Genomic DNA, 23,898 nt, shown 5'->3' on the forward strand with positions numbered 1-23,898 from the left:
GACAGGTCCAAACGCCCTCATTTAGCGGATCACGCCTGGCGATGGTTGCGGCGTCTCGGGCCTCTGAGGTGGCTCCGGTTGCTCGGGAAGTTCCGCCTTGCTCGCCGGTTCCGGTCGATCGGGACTCTCAACCGCGCTCGGAGTGTCGGCTTTTTCAACTTCAACTTCGACCACTCCTGAATCTCCGTCCGAAGCAGTTGCCTTCGTGATTGTATTGCCACTGGGAGTTTCGACGCTGCTCTCCTCCGAACCGAGCGTCACTTCCGCGCCATCCCAATTTTCCGCTGGAGTGTCAGGAGGACTTGCCACTTCCTGGGCAAGCGCCATCGGTGTAGCCATGGTGAGTGCAAAACACGATCCGGCGATGGCTGCTGCTTTTCTCATTTCCTGGGTTCCTTTGCTTCTGCTTGTAGCGCTCTCTCAATTCCGGCGAAGTGGGAGCGTTCCAGAAAAGCAGCGTCGATCGGGTAGGCTGCCCCATAGAAGCGATTAGACCGGGCCAAAGCGGCAATGGGGCGATACGGGAAAATTGCTCACAGCCAATCGAAACGAACAGATTGAGGCTGCTGCTTGTGGACTTGGCCATCCCGAATGCGGGAGGGCAATTTAGCCGATGAGACCTGCTGACATTGCCAAGCCGATGACAAGCATGAGCATCGCCACGCTATAACGGACCACACCGATTGTGATCTTGTCGAGGTAGCGAGTGGCTCCATAGGCCCCTGCAAATGCAGAGACTGTGCCGACGGCAACAAGCAAGGTCTCCCGCCCCTGGGAATCTATGCCTGTCCCAGCGAAGGAGGCTGCGTAGGTGACGAGCCGAGACAGGTCGACCAATATGGCGATCATTACGCCTGTTGCGATGAACCGATCGGGAGGTAGCCCGGTCTTCAAAAGGAACATGGATCTTAACGCGCCCTGCTGTCCCGTAAGTCCTCCAAAGAAGCCACTGAGCAGGCCACCAAGAGGCAACAGTCGCGGCGGCGCCTGTAGTTCATTGAACCAGCGCTGAAGTTCAAGCGTGGCGAAAAGGATCAGCAAGAGGCCGATGGTCAAGCCGGCACCAGTTGGGCCGAAGCTTCGCCCTGACAAGCTCCAAGCAAATAGCTGGGACGTCTCACTCAGCAATGCCAACACCCAAGCACCAGCGATCGCGGCGGGTACAGCCGGTAGACCGAATTTCAGGACCGTTGCCCAGTCTGTTCGATCCTTCAGCAAAGTACCTTTGAAGACATTGTTGAGGAGGTGGACCACCCCAGTCGCAGCTACCGCGAGCGGTGCAGGAAGAAACAGGGCGAAAGCAGGCAGCAGGATCGTGCCGAGCCCAAAGCCCGAGTAGAGCGTCAGTGCAGAGGCGACCATGGCCACTGCAGCGATGAGGGCGATATCCATGGGGACGAGCCGGTAAGGCTAACTGCTGATGCGGGCAAACGGGTCCTTCGCAATTTTGTGAACGGATGACCCAGTTCCCGAGAAATTCCTCGGTATGCTTGGTCACTAGCTTAGAACTGTCGCCTGCCGAAGATGAGGCTTCTTCCTACCTAACTGCAGGAGTGTAGGAAAACGAGAAGAACATACAGTGGACATGTCTGCAAGGAGCCGGAGTTTCAGAGTTATCCCAGCAGGCAACGACACCGTCAAAGTTTGTTAGGGCGGACTTCTAGAGGCATACAAGGCAGTGCCAACCGAGGGAGTGTGTGCCCATGAATTGTTTCATACTTTTTTCATACTCGAGCCATGATTCTCGCTAAGTGCTTGAAATCATGGTGGGCGCGACAGGGATCGAACCTGTGACCCCACCCGTGTGAAGGGTGTGCTCTACCGCTGAGCTACGCGCCCGCCCGTGCTTTGCGATGGCCATACCATCGGGGCAGGCGCGCGCCTTTACGCGGCGAATCGCGCCATGGCAAGCGCCGGCTAGGAAGCCAAAGCGCGGAAAACTATCGCCAGCCACCCCTCGTTGTGCGGAGTCGAATTCTCCGCCCGCGGCAAGGGCATGCATTCGAGGCAATAGGCCTGCATGCCATTGACCCGGAGCAATCGATCTAGGTCACTTTCGATACGGCCAAGCAGTCCGCGCTGCTGTCGCGCAAACAAGGCCGTGACGTCGGCGCGCTCGGCATTCTCCGGATCGTCGAGGAATAGGGAGCGCAATAGATTGTCATAACCGCTGGGTCGCGACCCCAGATACTGGGCGTGCCAATCATCGCCCAGCTTGGCCTGCTTGGCGACCCAGGCCAGGGCCTCGTCAATCCCGCCATATTGGTCGACCAGTCCGATCTGCCTGGCAGTGCCGCCGTCCCATACGCGGCCCTGACCGATCCGATCGACCTGATCGCGTGTCAGCTTGCGCGAGGCACTGACGCGCTGGAGGAAGTCCTCATAACCGTCTTCGATGGTGGCCTGCAGGATCGCATCCACCTCAGGGGTGAAGCCGCCGATCAGATCGGGCTGGCCGGATAGGGGAGTGGTCCGCACGCCATCGCTTGTCACGCCAATGCTGGCCGCGGTGTCCTCGAAAGTGGGCACGACTGCGAAGATGCCGATCGAACCGGTAATTGTCTCGGGTTCGGCAAAGATTCGGTCGGCGGGTGTCGAAACCCAATATCCCCCGCTGGCTGCAAGGTTGACCATCGATACGGCAACCGGGATGCCCTTCGCCTTATGGCGCAGGATCGCGTTACGGATTTCTTCGGACGCCAGCACCGAACCACCCGGTGAATCGACCCGGACGACCAGACCGGCCGGATCGCTGGTCAAGGCGTCGTCCAGTAGCGACGCAATCCGCGAACCTCCTGCAATACCTGGTCCCGCATCGCCGTCGACGATCTCCCCGGCAATGGTGACGACCGCAATCGGCTTGCCGCCTTTCGGTTCGGGGTTGTCGACCAACCAGGTTGCCAGCGACGTCGTGGGGTAGGCGCTTGGTTCGCTGCTCCAGGCGTCTGCGCCGACCAGTTCGACCATGCGTTTGTCAAATTCTGCGCGCGTGCCGATTCGATCAACGAGGCCTGCCTGTTTGGCAGCTGTGGCGAGGTCTCCCTTGGCGCCCCTTACCCAAGCCACGGGATCACCCGTCACCTGAGCTATGTTGGCGGATGGTCGAGCCTTCTTGAGATTGGCCTGATACTCTTCCCACAGGGCGCCATAGAGCGCCCGATAGTTCTCGCGCGCGGGTTCGGACATGTCGGACCGCGAATAGGGCTCAACCGCGCTCTTGTATTCGCCGACCTTGTAGATCCGCGCATTGACCTTCAACCGCTGGAGCAGGCCTGCATAGTACGGCCGCTCTCCGCCAGGTCCGGCAATCACTGCTCCGCCAAGTGGGTCCACCCAAACCTCGCTGGCATGCGCTGCGAGCAGCATCGCGTCGTCACCATAGGCCGTGGCATAGGTGAGCACCGGTTTCTCGGCCGCGCGGACACGATCGAGCGCCTCGCCGACCTCTTGCAGATGTACCTGGCCTGCCCCGAGGAAGCGGTCGAGATCGAGTACGACTGCGGTGATGCGATCGTCTGCCGCCGCCGCATCGAGTGCGCGCACGAGATCGCGGGCCTGATACTCCACTACGGGAGCTTCGCGAGCGAGTAGTGCCATGAGTGGGTCGATTTCGGTCCGTTCTTCGACAATCATGCCATTGAGATCGATTTCCAGTGCACCGTCGCGAACGGCCGCCGGGGACGGGCGCGCGGTAAGCACCATGAACAGTCCGGCGAAAAACAGCAGCATGAACACCAGGACCAGAGCGTCCTTGATCCCGACCAGTAAGCGCCAGACCTTGCCCGCAAAATGCATTCGTACAATCTCCTGTTGCACCCTAGCTAGGTGAGGTGGTGTCGCTTCGCCAGCCGAAAGCGCTTGAGCGCACAAGGTCACTCGACTAAGGGCGTGGCTTCAATGGCATCGACGGAAACTTCGGCCCATGTGGCCCGCTATCCCGCGGGTTCGCTGGCATTCCCGCACCGCGACCTCATTGGCATCGGCCAGATGGAGCGGCACGAAATCCTGTACCTGCTCGACGAAGCGGAACAGTGGGTGGCGCTCAACCGCCAACCGACCAAGCACATCGACCTGCTTTCCGGCCTGACCATCATCAACGCCTTCTTCGAGAATTCGACGCGCACGTTGTTGAGCTTCGAGATCGCGGGCAAGCGGCTGGGTGCGGACGTGATCAACATGCATGCCGCGCAGTCGAGCGTGAAGAAGGGCGAAACGCTGATCGACACCGCGATCACGCTCAACGCCATGCACGCAGATGCGATCGTTATCCGTCACGCATCGAGCGGGGCAACCCAGCTGATCGCGGACAAGGTCGATTGTCCCGTGCTCAATGCCGGCGATGGACAGCATGAACACCCGACGCAGGCGCTGCTCGATGCGCTGGCGCTGCGCCATGCGTTGCGCGAAAGGGGCGAGGGGGCCGAGGACTTCACAGGTCTCGTCGTGGTGATCTGCGGCGATATCCTGCATAGCCGCGTAGCGCGCTCCAACCTCCTTTGCCTGCAGGCGCTTGGGGCAACCGTGCGCCTCTGCGCGCCACCTGCACTGATGCCGATCGGGATCGACGCGATGGGCGCCGAGGTGTTCCACGATTTCGATGCCGCGCTGCAGGGTGCGGACGTTGCCATGATGCTGCGGTTGCAGACCGAGCGGATGAGCGGTCAGTTCATCCCGTCTGCCCGCGAATATCATCACCTCTATGGCCTGACCAAGAAACGCCTCTCGAATGCCAAGCCCGATGCACTGGTGATGCATCCGGGGCCGATGAACCGGGGGGTTGAGATCGATAGTGAGGTGGCCGACATGATCGACCGTTCGATCATCACGCGTCAGGTCGAGATGGGCGTTGCCATCCGCATGGCTGCGCTTGACGTGCTCACACGTCGTGCGCGCGGGGTCGCAGGTTGGGGAGATGCCGCATGAAGCAGCTTCGCCCTCTCACTATCATCAACGGCAGGCTGGTAACGCCAGAGGGTCTGCGCGAAGGTGCGGTCCGTCTCGCCGATGGACTGATTGCCGCCCTGGGTAGCGTTGAACCGCATGACGGTGATGAGATTATCGATGCCAAGGGCCAGCTCGTCACACCAGGTCTTGTCGATTTCGGCGTGTTCAAGGTCGACAAGCCGGCATTTCATTTTGGCGGGATCACCCGGGCTGCCCTGATGCCCGATCAGTCACCGCCGCTCGATCTGCCGAGCCGGGTTTCCTATATCGCCAAGAGTGGCAAGCCCGATTTCTGGGTCCACCCGCTTGCAGCCGCGACGCGCGGGCTCGAGGGGCGCGAGATCGCCGAGATCGCGCTCATGCGCGAGGCTGGTGCGCGAGGCATCGCGACGGGCCGTCAATGGATTGCGGACGCTGGGGTCATGCTGCGGCTGCTGCAATATGCCGCCATGCTCGACATGGCGGTGGTCACCCATGCCGAGGAGGCATCGTTAGTGGGCGGCGCTGTCGCCACGGCGGGCGAGATTGCGACGCGTCGCGGCCTGCCCAGCGCACCTGCCGCCGCAGAAGCGATCGCGATCACCCGCGATCTTGCGCTGGCCGAACTGGCCGGCGCGCGACTGCACTTTCGCCAGGTTACCACGCGGTCCGGGCTCGAGCTGATCCGCCAGGCCAAGGCTCGAGGGCTTGAGGTGACATGCGGCGTCACTCCGGCGCATTTCATGCTGTCTGATCTGGCTACCGTCGATTTTCGCACCTTCGCGCGCCTGTCGCCGCCGCTACGATGTGAAGATGACCGTTTGGCCGTGCGCGAGGCGCTCGCCGATGGAACGATCGACATGATAGCCAGCGGACACGATCCGCGCGGGCCCGAGGACAAACGCCTGCCATTCGCCGATGCGGAGCCAGGGATGGCGGGGGCGGAGACCTTGCTGGCGATGGTCCTTTCGCTTGTGCGCGATGAGGTAATCGACCTGTCTCGTGCTTTCGAACTTACTGCTGGAGCGCCGGCAAGGCTGCTGCGTGTCCAAGCAGGACTGCTCAACGAGGGATTTGAGGCCGATATCGCGCTGATCGATGCGGACCGCCCCTGGGTGATCCAGAGCGCGAAGATGGAAGCTACGGCAGGCAACACGCCTTTCGACGGACAGCCAACTCAGGGCCGCGTCAGCGCATTGTGGAAGGGCGGTGTGGCGGTAGCCGATTGAGTGGTTTCCAGTAGCCGCGGCAACGGGTATAGGGGCGGCAGCGGTCGCCAACCCTGTGGAGGGTGCCGATGGCCACGCGTGCAGAAGCTGCGATTCCGCTCGACGATAATCCCGTAGGCGACGGCTTCGCCGCATTCGTCGATCGTTGGATTTTCGTCTTCATGGCAGCGATGCTTATCGCTGTAGTCCTGATTGGCTTTATTCCCGATTCGCTCCAAAAAATTGCGGAGGTTGGTGCGGGCGAACGGCCTGCATTTCCCATCCAGATGCACCTTCATGCGGTGTTGATGGGAAGCTGGCTGCTCTTGCTGTTCACCCAGACCATACTGATGGCGACAGGGAAGCGCGGGCTACATATGCAGCTTGGCCTATTGGGGATGGTCCTGGCGCCGATGCTGGTTGTTGCAGGTGTGTTGCTGGTTCCTGCAAACTTTGCATCCCGCATTGATTTTGCGCAGGGCGCCGCCCCTGAAGTCAGCGCCCAACTGCCCGGGTTCCTGAACTTCATGACCAATATCGCCTTGCTGCAGCTTCGCGCCGGGTTTTGCTTCCTGGTCCTAGTGATCCTGGGCTTACACGCCCGCAAACATGATCCAAGTCTGCACAAGCGGCTAATGATCCTCGCGACGATAGTTCCCATGCCCGCAGCCTTGGACAGGATGCAGTTTTTACCGCACAGCCTTCCGAATTCGCCGCTCACGGTGGACCTGTGGCCGCTATTCCTTATCGCACCTATGTTCGTATGGGACCTGTATCGCCAACGCCGCATTCATCGAGCCTATTGGTATTGGCTGGGTGTCATCGCCCCAACCGGCATCTTGCTCAATGTCATGTGGAACTCGGAATGGTGGCATCGGGTAGCCCCTCCGATCCTTTACGGCTGATCTCCCGCGATGAAGAACCCCGCCCGGATCGCTCCGGACGGGGCTTCAAGTCTGCGCTGAGTGCCCGATTTTTACCGAGCTGCTACTCGAACTTCGTCACGCACCACGTCGAGCGCGCCTGGCAGCGGGCTTGATGCGGCATAGGCGATGCACCCGCCACCCTTGCCTTTGACGGTGCGGCACATCGAAGCGGCTGATGTTTTGGCAAAGCCGGCGGCGGCAACGCGATAGTAGATCTTGCCGTTGACGCGGGCCTTGGTGATCACTCTCTCGGCGTCGCCAAGCTCAGGGTAACGGCGCTGGAACTGTTTCCAGGCCTCCTGCGCGTCCGACATCGAAGAGAAGGAGCCCAACTGGACGTTGTAATCGCCGGAAGCGAAACTCGGAGCAACGGCGCGGCTTTGCGGCGTGGCGGCCGCAACGCGCGGTGCTGCGGAGCTGCGCGCACTGCCGATCGGTTGTACCACTTCGCGCGAGACAAAGCGGGTGCCATTAGTGGTTCCCAGCCCTGCTTCCGCAAGTGCGGCATCGGCGCTGTCGTCGAATGCAGGCGCACTTTCAGCTGCCGGCAGTTCGCCTGCGAAGGCGAAGCTTGTTTCCTGGGCGGCTTCGGTCGGTTCGATAGCCTCTACCGCAAGCTGCTCAACCGCGGGATGGTTCGCGAGCGCAAGCATTGCGGGCTGGCCCGGATCGGCGGCGATGCCCACCCCAAGCAGACTGGCAACACGCTGGGCTGGAACCTCGGCCTGTGCCAATAGCGCCCACTGCGAAAGACGATCGCCCAGCTGGTCACCAGGAATGTCCTGCGCGGCAAGCAGGCGTGCATTCGCCCAGTCTCCCGAAAGGGCGAAAGCGTAGGCGAGATTCTGGCGAACCTTGGTGGTGTTCTGGCCACTGCGCAGCGTGTTGCTGAGCACGTGTACGCCTTCCTGCGGGCGCCCGGCGAGTGCAACGGCAAGGCCGAAGTCGCCGGGATCGATGCCTGCCTGGTGCTGATGCAATACGTTGAGTGCGCTGGCCTGATCGCCCAGCGCCGTCAGGGCGAGTGCGTAGCTGATCACGGTCCGTGGTGCGCTGTCACCCAATTCCAGCGCTTCACCGAATGTCGTTGCGGCAGACTGGAAGCGACCGGCCTCGAGATAGGCATTGCCAAGAAGTGTGCGGGTCGTGGCGTCGCGCGGAGAGGCCATGACCGCAGCTTCCGCGTTGGCGATCGCCTTGTCGAATTGTCCCTTGGCCAGCGCGGTTTCGGCCTGCGAAGCCGAATAGGCGTGCGATGGCGCCACCTTGCCGGTGCAACCCGCAAGCGCAGTCGTCGCAAGCGCCGTGGTTACGGCGAGTTGGACGAGCCGGCGGGTCTTGGCGTTGGTCTCGGTGCTCATTTCATTCCCCCTTGGAGGTGATCCCACGTCGTCTTCGGCTTAGTGTTCCGACTTCTGGACTTGTGCGGCGAGGCTCGCGATTTCCGGCATTTCGGCGAGCAGTGAATCCAGTGCGTCGGTGACGAGTTGCTGTGCGCTGCGACCGCGTACGGTACAGGCCAGGCGCAGCATCAAATGGCGTTCATGGTCCAGGCGTAGCGTGAAGGCAGCGCGGCGACCGTTCGACTTGGCAGGTTTGCGCGGTGCGGGTCGACTTTCCACAATCGGCTTTTCGAGATGGGCCGCGATCCGCGAAAGCGATTCGCGCACCTGGTTGGGCGCTCCGCTTTCGTTTGCCGCCTGCGGAGCTATGGCTACCACCTTCTCGGAACGGGTGATTGCGGCTTCGTCATCACCCATGTCGTTCCAGCCGAGGTCTTCCAGGTTGGCGGCGGCCTCCTTGCCGTCGACCGGACCTGGGATCCCGGACTGCGGGCGCATGGCGGGCTTGGCACCGCCCTTGCGCGCGAGGAGCGTCGGGGTGAGTGAAGCAAAACTGGCGTCTGACATCCGGCCGTCTCCGCCTTTCGCTCTTACTGGGCCACCCGACGGCCGAAGCCGCCAGCGGGGCGATGGGCACCGGGCAGTGCAGACTGCGAATTCGGTGCGGCGAAGACCGTGCGGCGGAAGTTCTTCTCCAGACGGTCGGCGATGTACTTCCACAGCGCAGTGACCTCGGCTGCCGAACGGCTTTCCGGGTCCACTTCCATGACCGTGCGACCGTCGATCATCGAGGCGGCAAAGTCGGTCCGGTGGTGCAGGGTGATTGGTGCGACGGTACCGTGCTGGCTCAGGGCAACCGCAGCTTCCGAAGTGATTTTTGCCTTGGGAGTCGCGGCGTTCACGACGAACACCAGCGGCTTGCCGGCGCGTTCGCACAGGTCGACCGTAGCGCCGACTGCGCGTAGGTCGTGTGGCGAAGGACGGGTCGGCACGACGATCAGTTCGGCCACCGAAATGACCGACTGGATCGCCATGGTGATTGCGGGCGGCGTGTCGATAACGGCCAGCTTGAAGCCTTGCGACCGCAAGATTGCGAGGTCGTTGGCCAGACGGGCGACAGTGGTCTGTGCGAAGGCGGGATATTCCGCCTCACGCTCGTTCCACCAGTCGGCAAGCGAGCCCTGCGGGTCGATGTCGATCAATACGACCGGCCCTGCGCCCGCGCGCTGGGCCTGAACGGCGAGATGTCCGGAGAGCGTGGTCTTACCCGATCCGCCCTTCTGCGATGCCAGTGCCAGTACACGCAAGGTTTGTCCCCCTGGTTTGCGCCTGAGTTCGATAATCTGACGCGCCAAATGCGGCGGTCTTGAGAGGGAGATCGCAGACTACCCCTAATTTAGAGTTAACTTCGCGCCGGATTGGCCGATCTAAATCGCACAAGACTTTGCTAACCTAGGATTTACTATAGGATGGCCACGTTGGAGCCGCGCCTTGAGGCAAAGCCGCAGGAGGTAGGGTCAATGGATCGTCAAACGAAGCGGATGTTGGCGGCAATCTGCGCCGTCGGATCGCTTGCGCTTGCTACTTCTGCTCAGGCGGATGTGAAGGACGGAGTCGATGCGTGGACGCGCGGCGAATATGCCGTGGCAGTCCGTGAGTGGGTCGAGCCCGCGCAGCAGGGCGATCCCGATGCGCAGTTCAATCTGGCGCAAGCCTATCGATTGGGCAGGGGCGTCGATTCCGATCCAAAACAAGCCAAGGCGTTTTATGAATTGGCTGCCATGCAGGGGCATCTGCGTGCGGCTGACAATCTTGGCCTTATGCTGTTTCAAGATGGGCAACGTGAGCAGGCGATGCCCTACATCGAAGCCGCAGCAGGGCGGGGAGATCCCCGCGCTCAGTATATCCTTGGTATTGCACATTTTAATGGCGATCTGGCGATGAAGGATTGGCAGCGCGCCTATGCCTTGCTGACCTTGGCCAATGGCGCCGGATTGCCGCAGGCCAGGTCGGCCATCCAGCAAATGGATCAATATATCTCGTTGGAGGATCGCCAGGCGGCCCAAGCGCTTGCCGCCTCGATCAAGGCGCAAACAGAAGCCGTGCGGGCGCGGGACATGGCTGCTGTCGACCTGGCATTGGGTGGGGAGGCCGTGACGGTCGGGACCCAGCACACGCCATCGGCGGCGGTGCCTGCATACCCGCCGCGGCCACCCGTATCCACGATCCAGGCGGGCGCGGACTTCACTTTGCCGGCGCGCTCTCAGCCAGTTCTTGTGGCACGGGCCGAACCATCGACTGTGCCGGCACCGCCGAAACCTGCACCAACTGTAGGTGTGCCACCAGCACGGCCAGCACCTGCGATCGTCAAGGCCGACCCAGCGAGTGGGCCATGGAAACTGCAGCTTGGCGCCTTTGGTGTTCCCGGAAATGCCGACCGCATGTGGAACCAGCTGTCTGGCCGCAAGGAACTGGCAGGCCGGAAGAAGATCAAGGTCGCGACGGGATCGCTGACAAGGCTGCTGGCTGGAGGATATGCAAGCCGTGCGGAGGCGAACGCGGCATGTGGATCGCTCAAGCGTGCCGGCCACGTTTGCCTCGTAACCCAGAAGTGACCGCAACTGTTCAGCGGGACTTGGCGCCTTAGTCCAGTGTGTTAATACGATGGCACACGGGGAGAGTTCTTATGACAGTCGCTGCCACGCCCGACATGGCCGACGATACTGTAGCCGCAGGAGTCGAGCCGAGAACAACGCGCGGTGCCGATCGTCTGATAAGCCTCGATTTCATTCGCGGGATCGCCGTGCTCGGTATCCTCTTCGCCAATGTCACCGCCTTTGCCCACCCGTTCATGGTCTATGTGTGGCCGGGTGCGATGCCCGGTGGCCCGACCGAAAGCGATAAGCTGGTCTGGTTGATCCAGTACGTGCTGATCGATCACAAGATGCGGGGGCTCTTTACGCTCCTGTTCGGCGCTGGAATGATGCTCTTTGTCGAAAGGGCTTGGGAGAAAGGCTCGGGTCGCTGGCTCCAACTGCGACGCCTGTTGTGGCTGCTGCTGTTCGGCATGATCCACTATTACCTGATCTGGTTCGGCGACATCCTCCAAACCTACGCCGTTTGGGGCATGGTGGCGCTGCTGTTCATGAAGTGGAGGGCGAAATCGCAATTCCTGTTGGGGCTTGTCCTCTATGGGCTGGGAGCCCTTGCCATGGGCGGTCTATTCGGCTCGCAATATTACTTTGCGACCAATCCCGAAGTAGCCGAACGGATCCTGCCGGAAGGGCAGCAGGAGAGCTTGGCAAAGGTGGTTCCGGATACGATCGAGGAGGTGGCCGAGGACATCGAGCGCGTCCGTAGCAGCAGCTATGGCGAAGTGGTCCGCCACCAGGTGGTCGATGAGACCGACCAGAACCTCGTAGGGATCGCCTTCGGCCTGGCCGAGACGATCGCACTGATCCTGATGGGCATGGCGCTCTACCGCTTCGGTTTCTTTAGTGGGACGCTCGATCCGGGGGAGATGCGGCTGTGGGGCTGGGTTGGTCTGGGGGCAGGAACGCTGTCGTCGCTTGCGCTCGGCCTGTGGGCCTATGCAGCGGATTTTCCCTTCTTCCTCACGTTCTTCGTGTTCGAAGGGCTGTTCATGGTGCCGCGCCTAGCCTTCGTGCTTGGCCTCGCTGCTTTGTTGGTCGAATGGGCGCCACGCGCGGGTCAGAGCTGGCTGGGCCAGCGCTTCGTCGCGGCGGGCCGGATGGCTTTCAGCAACTACCTCGGCACATCGCTTATCATGATGGCGATCTTTCCGGCCTGGGGCCTGAACTTGTTCGGCACCATGCATCGCGTGGCGTTGTTTGGCATGGTGCTCGCCGTCTGGGTGTTGATGCTACTTTGGTCCAAGGCCTGGCTCGAACGCTATCGCTATGGGCCGCTCGAATGGCTGTGGCGCTGCCTTACATACTGGCGCTTGTTCCCTCTGAGGAGGTAATGTGTACCCGCCCTTGCTATTGCGAATGACTCGCACTAAATGTGCTCTTGCGAATCACTCGCAGGAGCTGCCAGCATATGTACGTCTGCATCTGCAATGCCATCAGGGAAGGTGAGTTGCGTAACATTGCGCGCCGCGTCCCGGGCGATGCGGTCGCGTGCTACGCAGCGATGGGCAAGCAGCCCAACTGTGGACAGTGCTTGGTCGAAGCTGACGAGGTCGTGAGGGAGGAGCGCGAAATGGCGTTCGAACCCGCCGCAGCTGCTTGATTTCACGCTACTGACAATCGGTTGCAACTGGCGGAATTCTGCCAATTTTGCTCCCGCTGACCCTTGCCATGACCAGCCATGCAGGCGCATAGTCGCGCTCCCGCAGTCAGAACAGGAGAGCAGCCATGAAAGGCGATCCCACGGTCATCGAGTTCCTCAACAAGGCACTCACTAACGAGCTGACCGCGATCAACCAATATTGGCTGCATTATCGCGTGCTCGCCGATTGGGGCATCACCCGTCTTGCCGAGTATGAGCGACACGAATCGATCGATGAGATGAAGCATGCGGATGTGCTCGCCGAACGCATCCTGTTCCTCGAAGCGCTTCCCAATTTCCAGGCGATCCACAAGCTCAAGGTTGGCGAAACGGTTGAGGAAATCCTCAAGGCCGACCTGGCGGTGGAAATGGAGGCGATCCCGCTGCTCAAGGATGCAATCGCGCATTGCGAGAGCGTGCGCGACTATACGAGCCGCGAGATCTTCGAACGGATCCTCGAAAGCGAAGAGGAGCACGTCGATTTCCTCGAAACGCAATTCGACATGATTGCCCGCATGGGGCTGGAAAATTATGTCCAGCTCAACAGCAAGCCGGCGGGTGAGAGCGACTAATTAGCGACCTCCCAAAAGGTTGCACCTGCCTCGCCATGGCGGGTCAGGCGGGCGATGCGACGCGTTCCGTCCCACAATTCCGCGGCACCACCATCTGCGTTGATTTCTGCCACGAGCAAGGCGGTTGCAGTGTCGAGCGCAGCGAATGCCAGGGGCTCGTGCGAAGGGCCGCTCAAGTTTTCTATGACTACGCTAATCCGGTCCATGGCTGGCACTCCTTGGTCAGAACGCCACCGATGCGCCAGTCGGGATGAACCCCGGATAACCGCGCGCGAATCTTTTTCGCAGCATAGTCTGTTCTCGGTCGATCCGCCGCTATTTCGCGCCCAGCCGTTCGGCTCCCCCATTCTTTCGAGGGTCAGGTTCGGATGCCGTAGATCGCAGTTTGACTCCATTTGGATTCACGCGCAGCTAGGGTGCTGGAAACGGTCTTTGAACAAGGATTGGGTCGTTCGTTTCCAAAGTCACGGGTCGCGATAACCTGAGACTTGAGAGGAATGACCAATGAACAAGCTGACAAGACTGGGTGTGACCCTGGCAAGTGGGGCGCTGCTTGCGCTTGCGGCTCCGGCCGCCGCACAGCTGGAGGAATGGGTCGACTATACGCCGCAGAAAGAAGTGATCGAATTGACCTATGTTAAGGTCGATCAAGGCCAGCTGGACACATATCTCGAAGGGCTGAAGCAGACCTGGGTGAAGGCCAACGAGGCGGCCAAGTCCGTGGGTCAGGTCACGTCATACGGGATCTATGTGGTCCCTTACGGCAGCAACGAAGTGAACCTCGTGCTGCGGATCACCTACCCAAGCATGGCATCGCTCGATGCAGACAAGGCCGAATATGACAAGTTCATGGCCGCCTGGGGCAAGGCCAACGCGGATTCGAGCAACAGGACGGTGATCGAACTTTACAACAAGATCCGCGAGATCAAGGGCACCTATATCCTGCGCGAAATCAAGCTGAAATAGTCCGACGGACGACCAAGCGGGCGGGCCTCGGTCTCCGCCCGCTGGTCAAGCACTCATCTCGAATACCGGGCCAAATAACCAGTGTCGTCCGGCACCAGGCTCGCGCGCTCAGTCTTTCTGATAGGGGTTCTTCGGGCTCTTGAGCACGACGCGCACCGGCACCGCCTCGAAGCCGAGCTTGGAGCGGATGCCGTTGACCAGGTACCGCTCGTAGCTCTTGGGCAGCATGTCGAGCCGTGTTCCGAACACCACGAAGCGGGGCGGGCGAGTGCTCGCCTGGGTAATGTAGCGCAGCTTGATCCGTTTGCCTTTTGGGGCAGGCGGAGGGTTGGCTTCCAGCGCATCGTCGAACCAGCGGTTCAATGCGGCCGTGGGAACGCGGCGGCTCCACGCTTCTCGCAAATCGAAGGCGGCGCAAAGCAGCTGATCCAGGCCCTTGCCGGTCTTCGCACTGACCGCGATCAACGGCAGCCCGCGCACCTGGGCCAGCCCTTCGTCAAGCGCGGCACGAATGCCGTTGAACAGCGCGCTGGCGTCCTCGGCAACATCCCATTTGTTGATGGCGATCATCAGCGCGCGACCTTCCTCAAGCACCATGCTGGCGATCTTGAGGTCCTGGTGCTCCAACCCGCGCGTGGCGTCGAGCAACAGCACGACGACCTCGGCAAAGTCGATCGCGCGGCGCGCGTCGGCGACGGAAAGCCTTTCCAGCTTTTCGACCACCTGCGCCTTCTTGCGCATCCCGGCTGTGTCGATCAGGCGGACCTCGCGCGCTTCGCCGGATCTGGGATCGGTCCATTCCCAGTCGATCGCGATCGAATCGCGGGTGATCCCGGCTTCGGGACCGGTCAGCAGACGATCCTCACCGAGGAAACGGTTGATCAGCGTCGACTTGCCCGCATTGGGTCGACCGACGATGGCAAGCTTGAGCGGACCTGCGACTGCGTCCTCATCTTCTTCGTCGAACTCTTCGGCCTCTTCTGCGGATTCGGCCTTGGCGCCGATGATCGGCCAAAGATGATCGAACAGGTCGGCCACGCCTTCGCCATGTTCTGCCGAAAGTGCGACCGGTTCGCCGAAGCCCAGGGCGAAGCTTTCATAGATACCGGCGTCGCCCTGCTTGCCCTCGGCCTTGTTGGCGACGAGGACCACGGGAACCTCCTGGCTACGTAGCCAACGCGCGATTTCCTCGTCGAGCGGCGTTACACCCACCCGCGAATCAAAGACGAACAGCGCGGCGTCGGCACCTTCCAGGCTGACTTCGGTCTGCTTGCGCATCCGACCGGGCAGGCTTTCGGCGTCCTCATCTTCCCATCCTGCCGTATCGACGATCTGGAATTCCAGCCCGGCAATTTCCGCATCACCAAAGCGCCGGTCACGCGTCACGCCTGGTTGGTCATCAACCAATGCCAGTCGCTTGCCGACCAGCCGGTTGAACAGCGTCGACTTGCCGACATTGGGTCGGCCGATGATAATCACCGTCGGTTTGGCGGGGGATGCGCGCATGATGGCGCGCCAAGTGGCGGTTTGCTGCGCGCAATGCAAGCGGCAGCGCGATTCGCTTGCTCGGCGCTGATTCGATCCGCAACGATTTGGTAAGGTTAACGGCCTACTCATGGTCGGCATGAGGAAGCTGATTGCCCTCGCTGCGTTACTTGCCACTGCAACGCCGGCCCTGGCCGACGATGCTGCACTGGACGGCATGGTCGGCGACAGGGAAGGGCATGAGCTAGAACCTTACCTGCAGTGCGCACCATACGCTCGCCAGGTCACGGGGATCGCACTCTACGGCGAAGCCAGCACGTGGTGGGATCAGGCGCAGGGGCACTACGCCACCGGTCACAAGCCACGCGTAGGCGCGGTGATGACGTTCCGACCTCACTTAAAACTGCAGCTCGGTCACGTTGCAGCGGTCAGCAAGGTGCTCGATTCGCGCCGCGTTCTGCTCGATCATGCCAACTGGTCGCCAATCAATGGGCGCCGGGGCCGTGTTGAACAGGATGTACTGGCGATCGATGTTTCGCCTGCCAACGACTGGAGCCTGGTGCGGGTGTGGTACGGGCCTTTGGGAGACGTCGGTACGACTGCCTGGCCGGTCGAAGGCTTCATCTACAAGGATCGCGCCGCTCAGCCACAAAGCCAAACGGCCCGCCAATCGCCAACACCTGTCCAGCCTGCACCTTTGCCTGAAGAACCGTCAAAGCGCTTCCTCAAGGCTTTCGCCGAATTCCAGTAATCAGCTTGCCTTGGCGACCGGGGCGTCTTCGCCGAGGTCTTCGAACCATGCCTCGACCGGACCGCTGAGCTTGAGCGTCAACGGATTGCCGTGACGATCGACGGTCTTGCCGGCCTGGACGCGAACCCAACCCTCCGAAATCGAATATTCTTCGATGTCGGTGCGCTGCTTGCCCTTGAAGCGGATGCCTACGCCACGCTTCAGCACCTCTACGTCGAAATGCTCGCTCTTCGGGTGCACGGACAGGCGGTCGGGCGGGGTGTCGGTCTTGGTCTGATCGGTCATGGACCGCGCCCCTAATCCGCGCCGCGCCGCGCGGCAAGATCAATTGGGCGTGTGGACCGCCGCCACGCTTGCGCTATTCGTTGCATCCTACTAGAGGCACGCGCCTACACGCGAAGGACTGGCTCCTCTCGCGCAGCTTCACTCGGGTTTGCGGGCGTGGCGGAACTGGTAGACGCGCTGGTTTTAGGTACCAGTATCGAAAGATGTGGGGGTTCGAGTCCCTTCGCCCGCACCAGTGCCGCCGCTGCAAGCGGAACCCTCGCCATTATCGCTTTTGGAAAGTCACGAGTTTCAACCAATGCAGATCAAAGAGACCGCCAACGAGGGCCTGAAGCGCGCATATGCCGTGACCATCGCGGCCAAGGATATCGACGCGCGCATCGACAGCGAAGTGAAGAAGATCGCCCCGCAGGTTAAAATGCCCGGCTTCCGCCCCGGCAAGGTACCCGCGAACCTGGTGCGCAAGATGCACGGCGAGCAGCTGCACGCGCAGACGGTCAATGACATGATTCGCGAATCGGTCGATAAGGTGATGGCCGAAAACAAGCTGCGTCCGGCGATGCAGCCCAAGGTCGAATTCGGCGAAGGCTATGAAGAAGGCAAGGACGCCAGCCTGACGGTCGAGCTGGAGGTGCTCCCCGAAGTGGACGCTCCGGAAGTCGAAGGCCTCAAGCTTGAGCGCCTGATGGTGCCCGTCACCGACGAACAGGTGATGGACGCGGTCAATCGCATCGCGGAAGGCAACAAGAGCTACAAGGACGCGCCGAAGACGAAGAAGGCCGCTGACGGCGACCAGCTGATCATCGACTTCGTCGGCAGCATCGACGGCGTCGAGTTCGAAGGCGGCAAGGCCGAGAACACCCCGCTGGTGATCGGATCGGGCCAGTTCATTCCTGGTTTCGAAGAGCAGCTCACCGGTGTGAAGACCGGCGATGAGAAGACCATCACCGTGACTTTCCCGGCTGACTATCCGGCCGAGCACCTGGCGGGCAAGGACGCGCAGTTCGCGATCAAGGTCCAGCAGGTGAAAGTCCCGGCCGAGACCAAGGTCGACGACGAATTCGCCAAGAACCTCGGCCTCGAAAACCTCGACAAGCTCAAGGAACTCCTGCGCGGCCAGCTCGAGCAGGAAACCGCCGGACTCACCCGCACGCAGATGAAGCGCCAGCTGCTCGACACGCTGGCCGCCGGCCACGACTTCGCCGTGCCGCAGGGCATGGTTGATGCCGAATTCGACCAGATCTGGGCCCAGCTGCAGCAGGAAGCCGCGCGCGCGGACGATTCGGCTGCGATGCTCAAGGAAATGGAAGACGAGAAGGACGATTATCGCCGCATTGCAGAGCGTCGCGTCCGCCTCGGCCTGCTCCTTTCAGAGATCGGCCAGAAGAACGGCGTCGAAGTCACCGCCAACGAAATGCAGATGCTGATCCAGCAGGCTGCACAGCAGTATCGCGCGGAAGACCGCCAGCGTTTCGTCGACTACGTTCGCAATGAGCCGATGGCCGCTGCGCAGCTTCGTGCGCCGCTGTATGAAGACAAGGTTGTCGACTTCCTGTTCGACAAGGCCGAGATCACTGACCGCGAAGTGACGCGCGAGGAACTCGAAGCCGCGATCGAAGCCGAAGAAGATGCGGCTGCCGACGCCAAGCCGGCGAAGAAGGCTGCGGCCAAGAAGCCGGCTGCAAAGAAGGCCCCGGCGAAGAAGGAAGCAGCTGAAAAGCCGGCGGCGAAGAAAACTCCTGCCAAGAAGGCCGCTGCCAAGGACGAGGGCGAGAAGAAGCCTGCCGCCAAGAAGGCACCGGCCAAGAAGGCCGCGGCTAAGAAGTAAGCTTCAAGCCGTAACGAGACACCAGGGGGCGGTGAGCTTCGGCTCGCCGCCCCCATGTTTATCGGGGTATCAGAACTCGAGCTCGACCAGCAGGCGAAACTGCCCGTTGGTCTCGTCGTTCGCTTCACCTAGCGCGAAGAGGTAGCCGGCTTCTATCTCGAGTTCGGGACCCAGTCCCTCGATCTCGAATTTCGCGACCGGGCCGACGAAATGCTCCGCGCGTGGCAGGAAATCGTCGAACGTGCCCAGTTCCCCGTAGGCCTGCACGCCCAGACGGACCTCGCCGAAAGCTTCTACATCGGCTGACACCGCATATTCGAGCTCGACCTTCTCACCCGATTCGAGCTCCTTTTCGGCGATCAAGTTGAAACGCAAGTCGAGCGGCCCTGCCTTGCGCTGGACCAGCAGCTTGGTCTCGATCTTGTCGGCGCCATCGAAGACGATTTCATATTCACCATAGAGCGCGAAAGTCAGTCCACCGACCTTGCCGAGCTCGTAGATGCCCTCGATGCCAAGCGCCTCGAGCTCGCGATCTTCGCCGGGTTCTTTCTCGAACTCGCCGCGCAGGCCGAGACGGAAGCTGTCGGTGAGGCCATAGGCGCCTTCGAGCACGAGCGCGTCCTCGCCATCCTCGGGGCCGCCAGCTAGCGCACTGTAGATCGCCTCGAACTCGAGTTCGCCCTTCTCTACCTCGGCGCCATAGACTTCGTCACCCAGACCGGGCGCGGCATGCGCGGCACTAGGGACAAGCATGGCCATTGCGGCCAGGGCGTAGCGACTCTTCGACATGGGATTCCTCACTGCTGGATGCCTGCCTCTAATGCGAAGCATTCTCAATCACAACAAATTGGCTCGATTGTTGAAATCGATTTTTCTGCGACTGGCAATCGTCGCCCCCCGATCCTATTTCCCCGGCGCAAGGAGATTTATCGTATGGCCACCCATCGCACCAAAATGCTCATCATCGGTTCGGGCCCGGCGGGCTTTTCCGCCGCCATCTACGGCGCGCGCGCGATGATGGAGCCGATCGTGGTGCAGGGGCTGCAGCCCGGTGGTCAGCTGACCATCACCACCGACGTCGAAAACTACCCCGGCTTTGCTGACGTGATCCAGGGCCCCTGGCTGATGGAGCAGATGCAGAAGCAGGCCGAACATGTCGGCACGCGGATGATGTGGGATACGATTGTCGATGTCGATCTGGCCAATGGCTCGCCGTTCCGCGCGGTCGGGGACAGCGGCGATGAGTATATCGCAGATGTGATCGTGATCGCCACCGGTGCGCAGGCCAAATGGCTGGGCGTGCCGGGTGAGCAGGAACTGGGCGGCAAGGGCGTTTCAGCCTGCGCGACCTGCGATGGCTTCTTCTATCGCGGCAAGAAGGTCGTGGTGATCGGCGGCGGCAATACCGCGGTCGAGGAAGCGCTCTACCTCACCAACCATTCGGACGACGTGACGCTGATCCACCGCCGCGACGAGCTGCGCGCGGAGAAGATCCTCCAGGAACGCCTGCTCAACCACCCCAAGATCAGCGTCATCTGGAACAAGACGGTCGAGAGCTTTGATGCCGGGGCGACCGGCGCGCTCGGCCATCTCGCCCTGCGCGACACGGTGAGCGGCGAGGCTTCCACGCTCGAGGTCGGCGGGGCCTTTGTCGCGATCGGCCACGCACCTGCGACCGAACTGTTCAAGGGCAAGCTGGAACTCGATGCCAGCGGTTACCTGGTGGTCGAGCCGGGCACGCCCAAGACGGCGATCCCTGGGGTATTTGCCGCGGGCGACGTGATGGATCACACTTATCGTCAGGCCGTAACCGCAGCGGGAACCGGCTGCATGGCAGCGCTCGACGCCGAACGCTTCCTCGCGACGCTGGAAGCGCGCGAGCACGAGGCTGCCGAGTAATCGGTAGCGCGGCCCCCGCCGTGGCGGGGGCCGGCTATTCCTTTACCAGCCGAACACGAAGATGGCGGCGTGCAGCACGAGCGCCATCAGCACCAGGCTGGACAGCGCGAACAGTACGAAGCGCACCAGCACGCGATTGGCGGTCGCCTGCACCAGCGAGTGCACGATGCGCAAACCGACGTAGATCCACGCCAGCAGGGCATTGAGGCCTTCGCCCTGACCGGTCACCGCCAGCACCAGTGCGATCGCGTAAAACACCGTCGGCGCTTCGTGGAGGTGATTGTAATTGTCGGCCTTCCAGCTGACCGTATCCGGTAGTTGGCCCCGCAGGCTCGCGCCGGTCGAACCGACCATCTTGGCGCCGTCGATACCGGCTTTCGACATGGCGGGGATGCGGGTGATGTACATCCACCACCACATGACCATGGTCCATCCGGCAAGAGTGACGACCGGCTGGAGAATTGACGATTCAATCATGCGAGAGCTCCTGGATCAGCAAAGAGGGTTGCCATCACCGCGCGGATCGCAAGGATCGTTAGGACGATGGAATACAGAGCAAAGATGGCAATTCGCACCGGGATGCGATTGACCAGTGCCTGCCATAAGGAATGAATGATGCGCAGTCCTACATAGCTCCACGCTAGCAGGATGTCGGTTGCGCTTGCTCCCACAATCGCAAGGATGATCACTGCCGGATAAAATACCGTTGGCTGCTCCATCAAATGGGTGAAATTGTGGGACTTCCACATGACTTTTGCAGGTAAGATGCCTTCGAGGTCCTGCCCACGCACGCCTGGTTTTGCGGGCGGCATGTTTTTCCCCAGCTTGGCGATGGCGGGAAAACGGGTTCCAGCAGTCCAAAAGAGCATCACCATGGACCAAAGCACCAGGACTGCTGCCGGTGCGAGCATCTGAGCCTGCATGTTCCTACTCCTCCTTTGCCCTTGTGGCAAAACTGCGGCGGGTTCCGGGGATTGTCAAATGCTTGCTAAGCCTCGGCAATCGTTGCGGCATATGCCTGCGGGTCGACATTCCCGCCGGTCATCATGATCACGGTGCCTTCGTCGACCGGCACCTTGCCTGCCAAAGCCGCCGCCAGCGCCGCGGCGCCGCCGGGTTCGGCCACCAGCCTCAGCTTGGCAAAGGCAAAGCGCTGTGCCGCAAGAACCTCGTCATCGGTCACCGTCACACCGGGTTCGACGCGGTCCTTCAAGATGGCAAGGTTGAGTGGCTTCGTGGCGTCAGGCTGCAGAGCGTCGCAGATGGTCTTGGGCGGAACATCGGCAACGCGCACGATTTCGCCTGTGGCCAGCGCTTGGCCGACCATGTCCCAGCCGACCGGCTCGACCAGGTGGATCGCACTTTCAGGGCAGGCCAGCGAGAGGCCTGCCGTGAGCCCTCCGCCCCCGCAGCAGACGATGAAGCGCGAGGGTGTGCGGCCGAGCTGCGCTTCGGCCTCGATACCTGCGCTGCCTTGGCCTTCGATTACCCAGGGGTCGGCGAAGGCATGGACCAACGTTGCACCGGTGTCCCCGATCAGTCGCGCCGCGACCTCATCGCGATCTTCACCGGGGCGCTCGTAAAGGACCACTTTCGCGCCTAGCGCGCGGGTTGTGTCGAGCTTCACCCGCGGGGCGTTTCTCGGCATGACGATCGTCGCGGAGATACCCAGCCGCCGGGCCGCCCATGCTACGCCTTGTGCATGATTTCCGCTCGATACAGCGACCACACCCCGGGATTGTTCTTCCTTAGTCAGGTTGACCAGGCGCCACCAAGCACCCCTTATCTTGAACGCGCCAACCGGCTGCAGCATCTCGGCCTTCACCCAGCACTTTACGCCATGGATTTCGATGGGGAGCAGGGGTGTGGGCGGAACAATCTCCGCAATCTTGGCCGCTGCTTCGAGGACACCTTCGCGGGTCGGCATGCGTTGTTGGGTCATGATTGGATTACTCTGTGGGAGGTCCTGCAGGATGGAACAGGTGGAACAGGGTACTGCCGAAAGGAGTGAGGTCGATCCGTTTGGGTCGCTTAACGACTACGACGGGCATGATCGACAACGTGCGCATGCCGGGTCCTTGCCTCAAGCGGCACTGCTAGGAAACGGGTTTCTCGGATCGATTGGCGACTTCCGCGCATTTCGCTAGGGGACCTGCCAAGATTCGAATTTCGGAGAAACCCTATGTCGACAGTCCTCGTGATCGGTGCCGGCGGCGTCAGTTCGGTATGCGTGCACAAGATGGCGATGAACGCCGATATCTTCAGCGATATCCACCTTGCCAGCCGTACCAAGTCCAAATGCGATACGATCGCCGCCAGCGTGAAGCAGCGCACCGGCGTGGACGTCGCGACCTATGAGATCGACGCCGAGGAAGTCCCGGCGATGGTCAATCTGATCAAGAAGGTCCAGCCCAGCCTGGTGGTCAACCTGGCGCTGCCCTATCAGGACCTGCCGATCATGGATGCCTGCCTTGCTGCAGGCGTCGACTACCTCGACACCGCCAATTACGAGCCGAAGGACGAGGCCAAGTTCGAATATAGCTGGCAGTGGGCCTATCACGACCGTTTCAAGGCAGCGGGGATCATGGCGCTGCTCGGTTCGGGCTTCGACCCGGGTGTCACCAGCGTCTTCACCATGTGGCTCAAGAAGCACAAGCTGAAGACCATTCGCACGCTTGATATCCTCGACTGCAACGGCGGCGACCATGGCCAGGCCTTCGCCACCAACTTCAACCCGGAAATCAACATCCGCGAAGTGACCGCACCCGCGCGGCATTGGGAAAACGGCGAGTTCGTCGAAACCCCGGCGATGGGTAAGAAGGTCGAATTCGACTTCGAGGGCGTCGGGCCCAAGAACATGTACATGATGTATCACGAGGAGCTTGAGAGCCTCGCCAAGTTCAATCCCGAGATGGAGCGTGCGCGCTTCTGGATGACCTTCGGTGACGAGTACATCAAGCACCTCACCGTGCTGCAGAACGTCGGCATGACCTCGATCGAGCCGATCAAGTACAAGGGCAAGGAAATCATCCCGCTGCAGTTCCTCGCCGCGGTGCTGCCCAAGCCCGAAACGCTGGGCGAAACGACCAAGGGCAACACCAATATCGGTTGCATCGCCACCGGCGAGGCGCTCGACGGATCGGGCGAGAAGACCTTCTACATCAAGAACATCTGTTCGCACGAAGCCGCCTATGAAGAGACCGGCAATCAGGCAGTTTCCTATACCACTGGCGTTCCCGCGATGATCGGCAGCGCGATGGTGGTGCAGGGTGCGTGGAAAGGTGACGGCGTGTTCAACGTCGAAGAAATGGATCCCGACCCGTTCATGGACATGCTCAACAAGCATGGTCTGCCGTGGACCGTCGAGGAACTGGACGGGCCGGTCGAGTTCTGATCAACTGCGCCTTCGGGATTTAGTG

General features: G+C 61.3%; 25 protein-coding genes and 2 tRNA genes. 12 read left to right on the forward strand and 15 right to left on the reverse strand.

Translation table 11 applies throughout. The features are described 5' to 3' along the window. Positions 1-21: 21 nt before the first annotated feature. From AAFM29_RS07475 to sppA, 4 genes are all read right to left on the reverse strand, one after another. The gene (locus AAFM29_RS07475; protein ID WP_341712180.1) at positions 22-384 is read right to left on the reverse strand and encodes a hypothetical protein; all 363 of its coding nucleotides are present in this window, start codon (positions 382-384) and stop codon (positions 22-24) included. A 222-nt stretch (positions 385-606) separates the two neighbouring features. Next, positions 607-1,392 carry a TSUP family transporter gene (locus tag AAFM29_RS07480; RefSeq protein WP_341712181.1) on the reverse strand — a complete coding sequence of 262 codons (786 nt, stop codon included), beginning with the start codon at positions 1,390-1,392 and terminating at the stop codon, positions 607-609. 372 nt (positions 1,393-1,764) lie between these two features. After that, a tRNA-Val gene (locus tag AAFM29_RS07485) sits at positions 1,765-1,839 on the reverse strand. A gap of 78 nt (positions 1,840-1,917) precedes the next feature. After that, entirely contained in the window at positions 1,918-3,795 is a 1,878-nt protein-coding gene (sppA, locus tag AAFM29_RS07490) for a signal peptide peptidase SppA (RefSeq protein WP_341712182.1), read from the reverse strand. Positions 3,796-3,897: 102 nt separating this feature from the next. Between sppA and AAFM29_RS07495 the strand changes: the two genes are divergently transcribed. The 3 genes from AAFM29_RS07495 to AAFM29_RS07505 all read left to right on the forward strand — a co-directional run bounded on the left by AAFM29_RS07495 (position 3,898) and on the right by AAFM29_RS07505 (position 7,036). Continuing rightward, the gene (locus AAFM29_RS07495; protein WP_341712183.1) at positions 3,898-4,923 is read left to right on the forward strand and encodes an aspartate carbamoyltransferase catalytic subunit; all 1,026 of its coding nucleotides are present in this window, start codon (positions 3,898-3,900) and stop codon (positions 4,921-4,923) included. Next, positions 4,920-6,152: an amidohydrolase family protein gene (locus tag AAFM29_RS07500; RefSeq protein WP_341712184.1), complete on the forward strand. Its 1,233-nt coding sequence runs from the start codon at positions 4,920-4,922 to the stop codon at positions 6,150-6,152. The genes AAFM29_RS07495 and AAFM29_RS07500 overlap by 4 nt, the downstream gene beginning before the upstream one ends. A gap of 161 nt (positions 6,153-6,313) precedes the next feature. Further along, positions 6,314-7,036: a hypothetical protein gene (locus AAFM29_RS07505; protein ID WP_341712185.1), complete on the forward strand. Its 723-nt coding sequence runs from the start codon at positions 6,314-6,316 to the stop codon at positions 7,034-7,036. A gap of 71 nt (positions 7,037-7,107) precedes the next feature. Here AAFM29_RS07505 and AAFM29_RS07510 read toward each other — a convergent pair whose 3' ends face one another. From AAFM29_RS07510 to AAFM29_RS07520, 3 genes are read right to left on the reverse strand one after another with little or no spacing between them, the layout of a single operon-like run. Then, positions 7,108-8,418: a tetratricopeptide repeat protein gene (locus AAFM29_RS07510; protein WP_341712186.1), complete on the reverse strand. Its 1,311-nt coding sequence runs from the start codon at positions 8,416-8,418 to the stop codon at positions 7,108-7,110. Between the two features lie 39 nt (positions 8,419-8,457). Continuing rightward, positions 8,458-8,967, reverse strand: a complete 510-nt coding sequence (locus AAFM29_RS07515) for a hypothetical protein (protein ID WP_341712187.1) — start codon at positions 8,965-8,967, stop codon at positions 8,458-8,460. A gap of 23 nt (positions 8,968-8,990) precedes the next feature. Beyond that, positions 8,991-9,707 (reverse strand): ParA family protein, encoded by a 717-nt coding sequence (locus AAFM29_RS07520; protein ID WP_173215087.1) that lies wholly within the window; start codon positions 9,705-9,707, stop codon positions 8,991-8,993. A 213-nt stretch (positions 9,708-9,920) separates the two neighbouring features. Between AAFM29_RS07520 and AAFM29_RS07525 the strand changes: the two genes are divergently transcribed. Together AAFM29_RS07525 and AAFM29_RS07530 are read left to right on the forward strand one after the other, a co-directional pair. Continuing rightward, positions 9,921-11,015: an SPOR domain-containing protein gene (locus AAFM29_RS07525; protein WP_341712188.1), complete on the forward strand. Its 1,095-nt coding sequence runs from the start codon at positions 9,921-9,923 to the stop codon at positions 11,013-11,015. 71 nt (positions 11,016-11,086) lie between these two features. Next, positions 11,087-12,385, forward strand: a complete 1,299-nt coding sequence (locus AAFM29_RS07530) for a DUF418 domain-containing protein (protein ID WP_341712189.1) — start codon at positions 11,087-11,089, stop codon at positions 12,383-12,385. A 35-nt stretch (positions 12,386-12,420) separates the two neighbouring features. Here AAFM29_RS07530 and AAFM29_RS07535 read toward each other — a convergent pair whose 3' ends face one another. Continuing rightward, positions 12,421-12,699 (reverse strand): hypothetical protein, encoded by a 279-nt coding sequence (locus AAFM29_RS07535; protein ID WP_341712190.1) that lies wholly within the window; start codon positions 12,697-12,699, stop codon positions 12,421-12,423. 80 nt (positions 12,700-12,779) lie between these two features. On the opposite strand from AAFM29_RS07535, the gene bfr reads away from it, so the two are divergent. Continuing rightward, positions 12,780-13,265 carry a bacterioferritin gene (bfr, locus tag AAFM29_RS07540; protein WP_341712191.1) on the forward strand — a complete coding sequence of 162 codons (486 nt, stop codon included), beginning with the start codon at positions 12,780-12,782 and terminating at the stop codon, positions 13,263-13,265. Here bfr and AAFM29_RS07545 read toward each other — a convergent pair. Continuing rightward, positions 13,262-13,471: a hypothetical protein gene (locus AAFM29_RS07545; protein WP_341712192.1), complete on the reverse strand. Its 210-nt coding sequence runs from the start codon at positions 13,469-13,471 to the stop codon at positions 13,262-13,264. The two genes, bfr and AAFM29_RS07545, sit on opposite strands and share 4 nt — an antisense overlap. 298 nt (positions 13,472-13,769) lie before the next feature. Here AAFM29_RS07545 and AAFM29_RS07550 point away from each other — a divergent pair, with 298 nt between their 5' ends. Next, positions 13,770-14,231 (forward strand): hypothetical protein, encoded by a 462-nt coding sequence (locus AAFM29_RS07550; RefSeq protein WP_341712193.1) that lies wholly within the window; start codon positions 13,770-13,772, stop codon positions 14,229-14,231. A gap of 108 nt (positions 14,232-14,339) precedes the next feature. On the opposite strand, the gene der is transcribed toward AAFM29_RS07550, so the two are convergent. Beyond that, positions 14,340-15,737: a ribosome biogenesis GTPase Der gene (der, locus tag AAFM29_RS07555; protein WP_341712194.1), complete on the reverse strand. Its 1,398-nt coding sequence runs from the start codon at positions 15,735-15,737 to the stop codon at positions 14,340-14,342. Between the two features lie 109 nt (positions 15,738-15,846). Between der and AAFM29_RS07560 the strand changes: the two genes are divergently transcribed. Next, positions 15,847-16,467, forward strand: coding sequence for a CHAP domain-containing protein (locus tag AAFM29_RS07560; RefSeq protein WP_341712195.1), 621 nt, complete (start codon positions 15,847-15,849; stop codon positions 16,465-16,467). Here the strand turns inward: AAFM29_RS07560 and AAFM29_RS07565 are convergent, their stop codons facing one another. Beyond that, positions 16,468-16,752 carry a DUF3297 family protein gene (locus AAFM29_RS07565; RefSeq protein WP_341712196.1) on the reverse strand — a complete coding sequence of 95 codons (285 nt, stop codon included), beginning with the start codon at positions 16,750-16,752 and terminating at the stop codon, positions 16,468-16,470. A gap of 150 nt (positions 16,753-16,902) precedes the next feature. Between AAFM29_RS07565 and AAFM29_RS07570 the strand changes: the two genes are divergently transcribed. Together AAFM29_RS07570 and tig are read left to right on the forward strand one after the other, a co-directional pair. Beyond that, a tRNA-Leu gene (locus tag AAFM29_RS07570) sits at positions 16,903-16,987 on the forward strand. Positions 16,988-17,050: 63 nt separating this feature from the next. After that, positions 17,051-18,580 carry a trigger factor gene (tig, locus tag AAFM29_RS07575; protein WP_341712197.1) on the forward strand — a complete coding sequence of 510 codons (1,530 nt, stop codon included), beginning with the start codon at positions 17,051-17,053 and terminating at the stop codon, positions 18,578-18,580. 69 nt (positions 18,581-18,649) lie between these two features. Here the strand turns inward: tig and AAFM29_RS07580 are convergent, their stop codons facing one another. Next, entirely contained in the window at positions 18,650-19,369 is a 720-nt protein-coding gene (locus tag AAFM29_RS07580) for a hypothetical protein (protein WP_341712198.1), read from the reverse strand. Positions 19,370-19,513: 144 nt separating this feature from the next. On the opposite strand from AAFM29_RS07580, the gene trxB reads away from it, so the two are divergent. Further along, entirely contained in the window at positions 19,514-20,479 is a 966-nt protein-coding gene (gene trxB / locus AAFM29_RS07585) for a thioredoxin-disulfide reductase (RefSeq protein WP_341712199.1), read from the forward strand. Between the two features lie 42 nt (positions 20,480-20,521). On the opposite strand, the gene AAFM29_RS07590 is transcribed toward trxB, so the two are convergent. The 3 genes from AAFM29_RS07590 to AAFM29_RS07600 all read right to left on the reverse strand — a co-directional run bounded on the left by AAFM29_RS07590 (position 20,522) and on the right by AAFM29_RS07600 (position 22,421). After that, positions 20,522-20,956 (reverse strand): MAPEG family protein, encoded by a 435-nt coding sequence (locus AAFM29_RS07590; protein ID WP_341712200.1) that lies wholly within the window; start codon positions 20,954-20,956, stop codon positions 20,522-20,524. Continuing rightward, positions 20,953-21,402, reverse strand: coding sequence for an MAPEG family protein (locus tag AAFM29_RS07595; RefSeq protein ID WP_341712201.1), 450 nt, complete (start codon positions 21,400-21,402; stop codon positions 20,953-20,955). Before AAFM29_RS07595 ends, AAFM29_RS07590 begins: the two co-directional genes overlap by 4 nt. Positions 21,403-21,467: 65 nt before the next feature. Then, a complete protein-coding gene (locus tag AAFM29_RS07600) occupies positions 21,468-22,421 on the reverse strand; it encodes a threonine/serine dehydratase (RefSeq protein ID WP_341712202.1) in 954 nt (317 codons plus the stop codon). A 240-nt stretch (positions 22,422-22,661) separates the two neighbouring features. On the opposite strand from AAFM29_RS07600, the gene AAFM29_RS07605 reads away from it, so the two are divergent. Further along, positions 22,662-23,873, forward strand: a complete 1,212-nt coding sequence (locus AAFM29_RS07605) for a saccharopine dehydrogenase family protein (protein WP_341712203.1) — start codon at positions 22,662-22,664, stop codon at positions 23,871-23,873. The last annotated feature ends 25 nt before the right edge of the window (positions 23,874-23,898 follow it).

The organism is Erythrobacter sp. (genome assembly GCF_038133525.1).
In the GTDB taxonomy this organism is placed as follows: domain Bacteria; phylum Pseudomonadota; class Alphaproteobacteria; order Sphingomonadales; family Sphingomonadaceae; genus Qipengyuania.

Coding starts and splice junctions, on each gene's coding strand:
- AAFM29_RS07525 (WP_341712188.1), top strand. CDS start 9,921: ATGGATCGTCAAACGAAGCGGATGTTGGCGGCAATCTGCGCCGTCGGA.
- bfr (WP_341712191.1), top strand. CDS start 12,780: ATGAAAGGCGATCCCACGGTCATCGAGTTCCTCAACAAGGCACTCACT.
- AAFM29_RS07580 (WP_341712198.1), bottom strand. CDS start 19,369: ATGTCGAAGAGTCGCTACGCCCTGGCCGCAATGGCCATGCTTGTCCCT.
- der (WP_341712194.1), bottom strand. CDS start 15,737: ATGCGCGCATCCCCCGCCAAACCGACGGTGATTATCATCGGCCGACCC.
- AAFM29_RS07605 (WP_341712203.1), top strand. CDS start 22,662: ATGTCGACAGTCCTCGTGATCGGTGCCGGCGGCGTCAGTTCGGTATGC.
- AAFM29_RS07515 (WP_341712187.1), bottom strand. CDS start 8,967: ATGTCAGACGCCAGTTTTGCTTCACTCACCCCGACGCTCCTCGCGCGC.
- AAFM29_RS07530 (WP_341712189.1), top strand. CDS start 11,087: ATGACAGTCGCTGCCACGCCCGACATGGCCGACGATACTGTAGCCGCA.
- AAFM29_RS07510 (WP_341712186.1), bottom strand. CDS start 8,418: ATGAGCACCGAGACCAACGCCAAGACCCGCCGGCTCGTCCAACTCGCC.
- sppA (WP_341712182.1), bottom strand. CDS start 3,795: ATGCATTTTGCGGGCAAGGTCTGGCGCTTACTGGTCGGGATCAAGGAC.
- AAFM29_RS07475 (WP_341712180.1), bottom strand. CDS start 384: ATGAGAAAAGCAGCAGCCATCGCCGGATCGTGTTTTGCACTCACCATG.
- AAFM29_RS07545 (WP_341712192.1), bottom strand. CDS start 13,471: ATGGACCGGATTAGCGTAGTCATAGAAAACTTGAGCGGCCCTTCGCAC.
- AAFM29_RS07495 (WP_341712183.1), top strand. CDS start 3,898: ATGGCATCGACGGAAACTTCGGCCCATGTGGCCCGCTATCCCGCGGGT.
- AAFM29_RS07505 (WP_341712185.1), top strand. CDS start 6,314: ATGGCAGCGATGCTTATCGCTGTAGTCCTGATTGGCTTTATTCCCGAT.
- trxB (WP_341712199.1), top strand. CDS start 19,514: ATGGCCACCCATCGCACCAAAATGCTCATCATCGGTTCGGGCCCGGCG.
- AAFM29_RS07560 (WP_341712195.1), top strand. CDS start 15,847: ATGGTCGGCATGAGGAAGCTGATTGCCCTCGCTGCGTTACTTGCCACT.
- AAFM29_RS07590 (WP_341712200.1), bottom strand. CDS start 20,956: ATGATTGAATCGTCAATTCTCCAGCCGGTCGTCACTCTTGCCGGATGG.
- AAFM29_RS07550 (WP_341712193.1), top strand. CDS start 13,770: ATGAACAAGCTGACAAGACTGGGTGTGACCCTGGCAAGTGGGGCGCTG.
- AAFM29_RS07500 (WP_341712184.1), top strand. CDS start 4,920: ATGAAGCAGCTTCGCCCTCTCACTATCATCAACGGCAGGCTGGTAACG.
- AAFM29_RS07480 (WP_341712181.1), bottom strand. CDS start 1,392: ATGGATATCGCCCTCATCGCTGCAGTGGCCATGGTCGCCTCTGCACTG.
- tig (WP_341712197.1), top strand. CDS start 17,051: ATGCAGATCAAAGAGACCGCCAACGAGGGCCTGAAGCGCGCATATGCC.
- AAFM29_RS07565 (WP_341712196.1), bottom strand. CDS start 16,752: ATGACCGATCAGACCAAGACCGACACCCCGCCCGACCGCCTGTCCGTG.
- AAFM29_RS07595 (WP_341712201.1), bottom strand. CDS start 21,402: ATGCAGGCTCAGATGCTCGCACCGGCAGCAGTCCTGGTGCTTTGGTCC.
- AAFM29_RS07600 (WP_341712202.1), bottom strand. CDS start 22,421: ATGACCCAACAACGCATGCCGACCCGCGAAGGTGTCCTCGAAGCAGCG.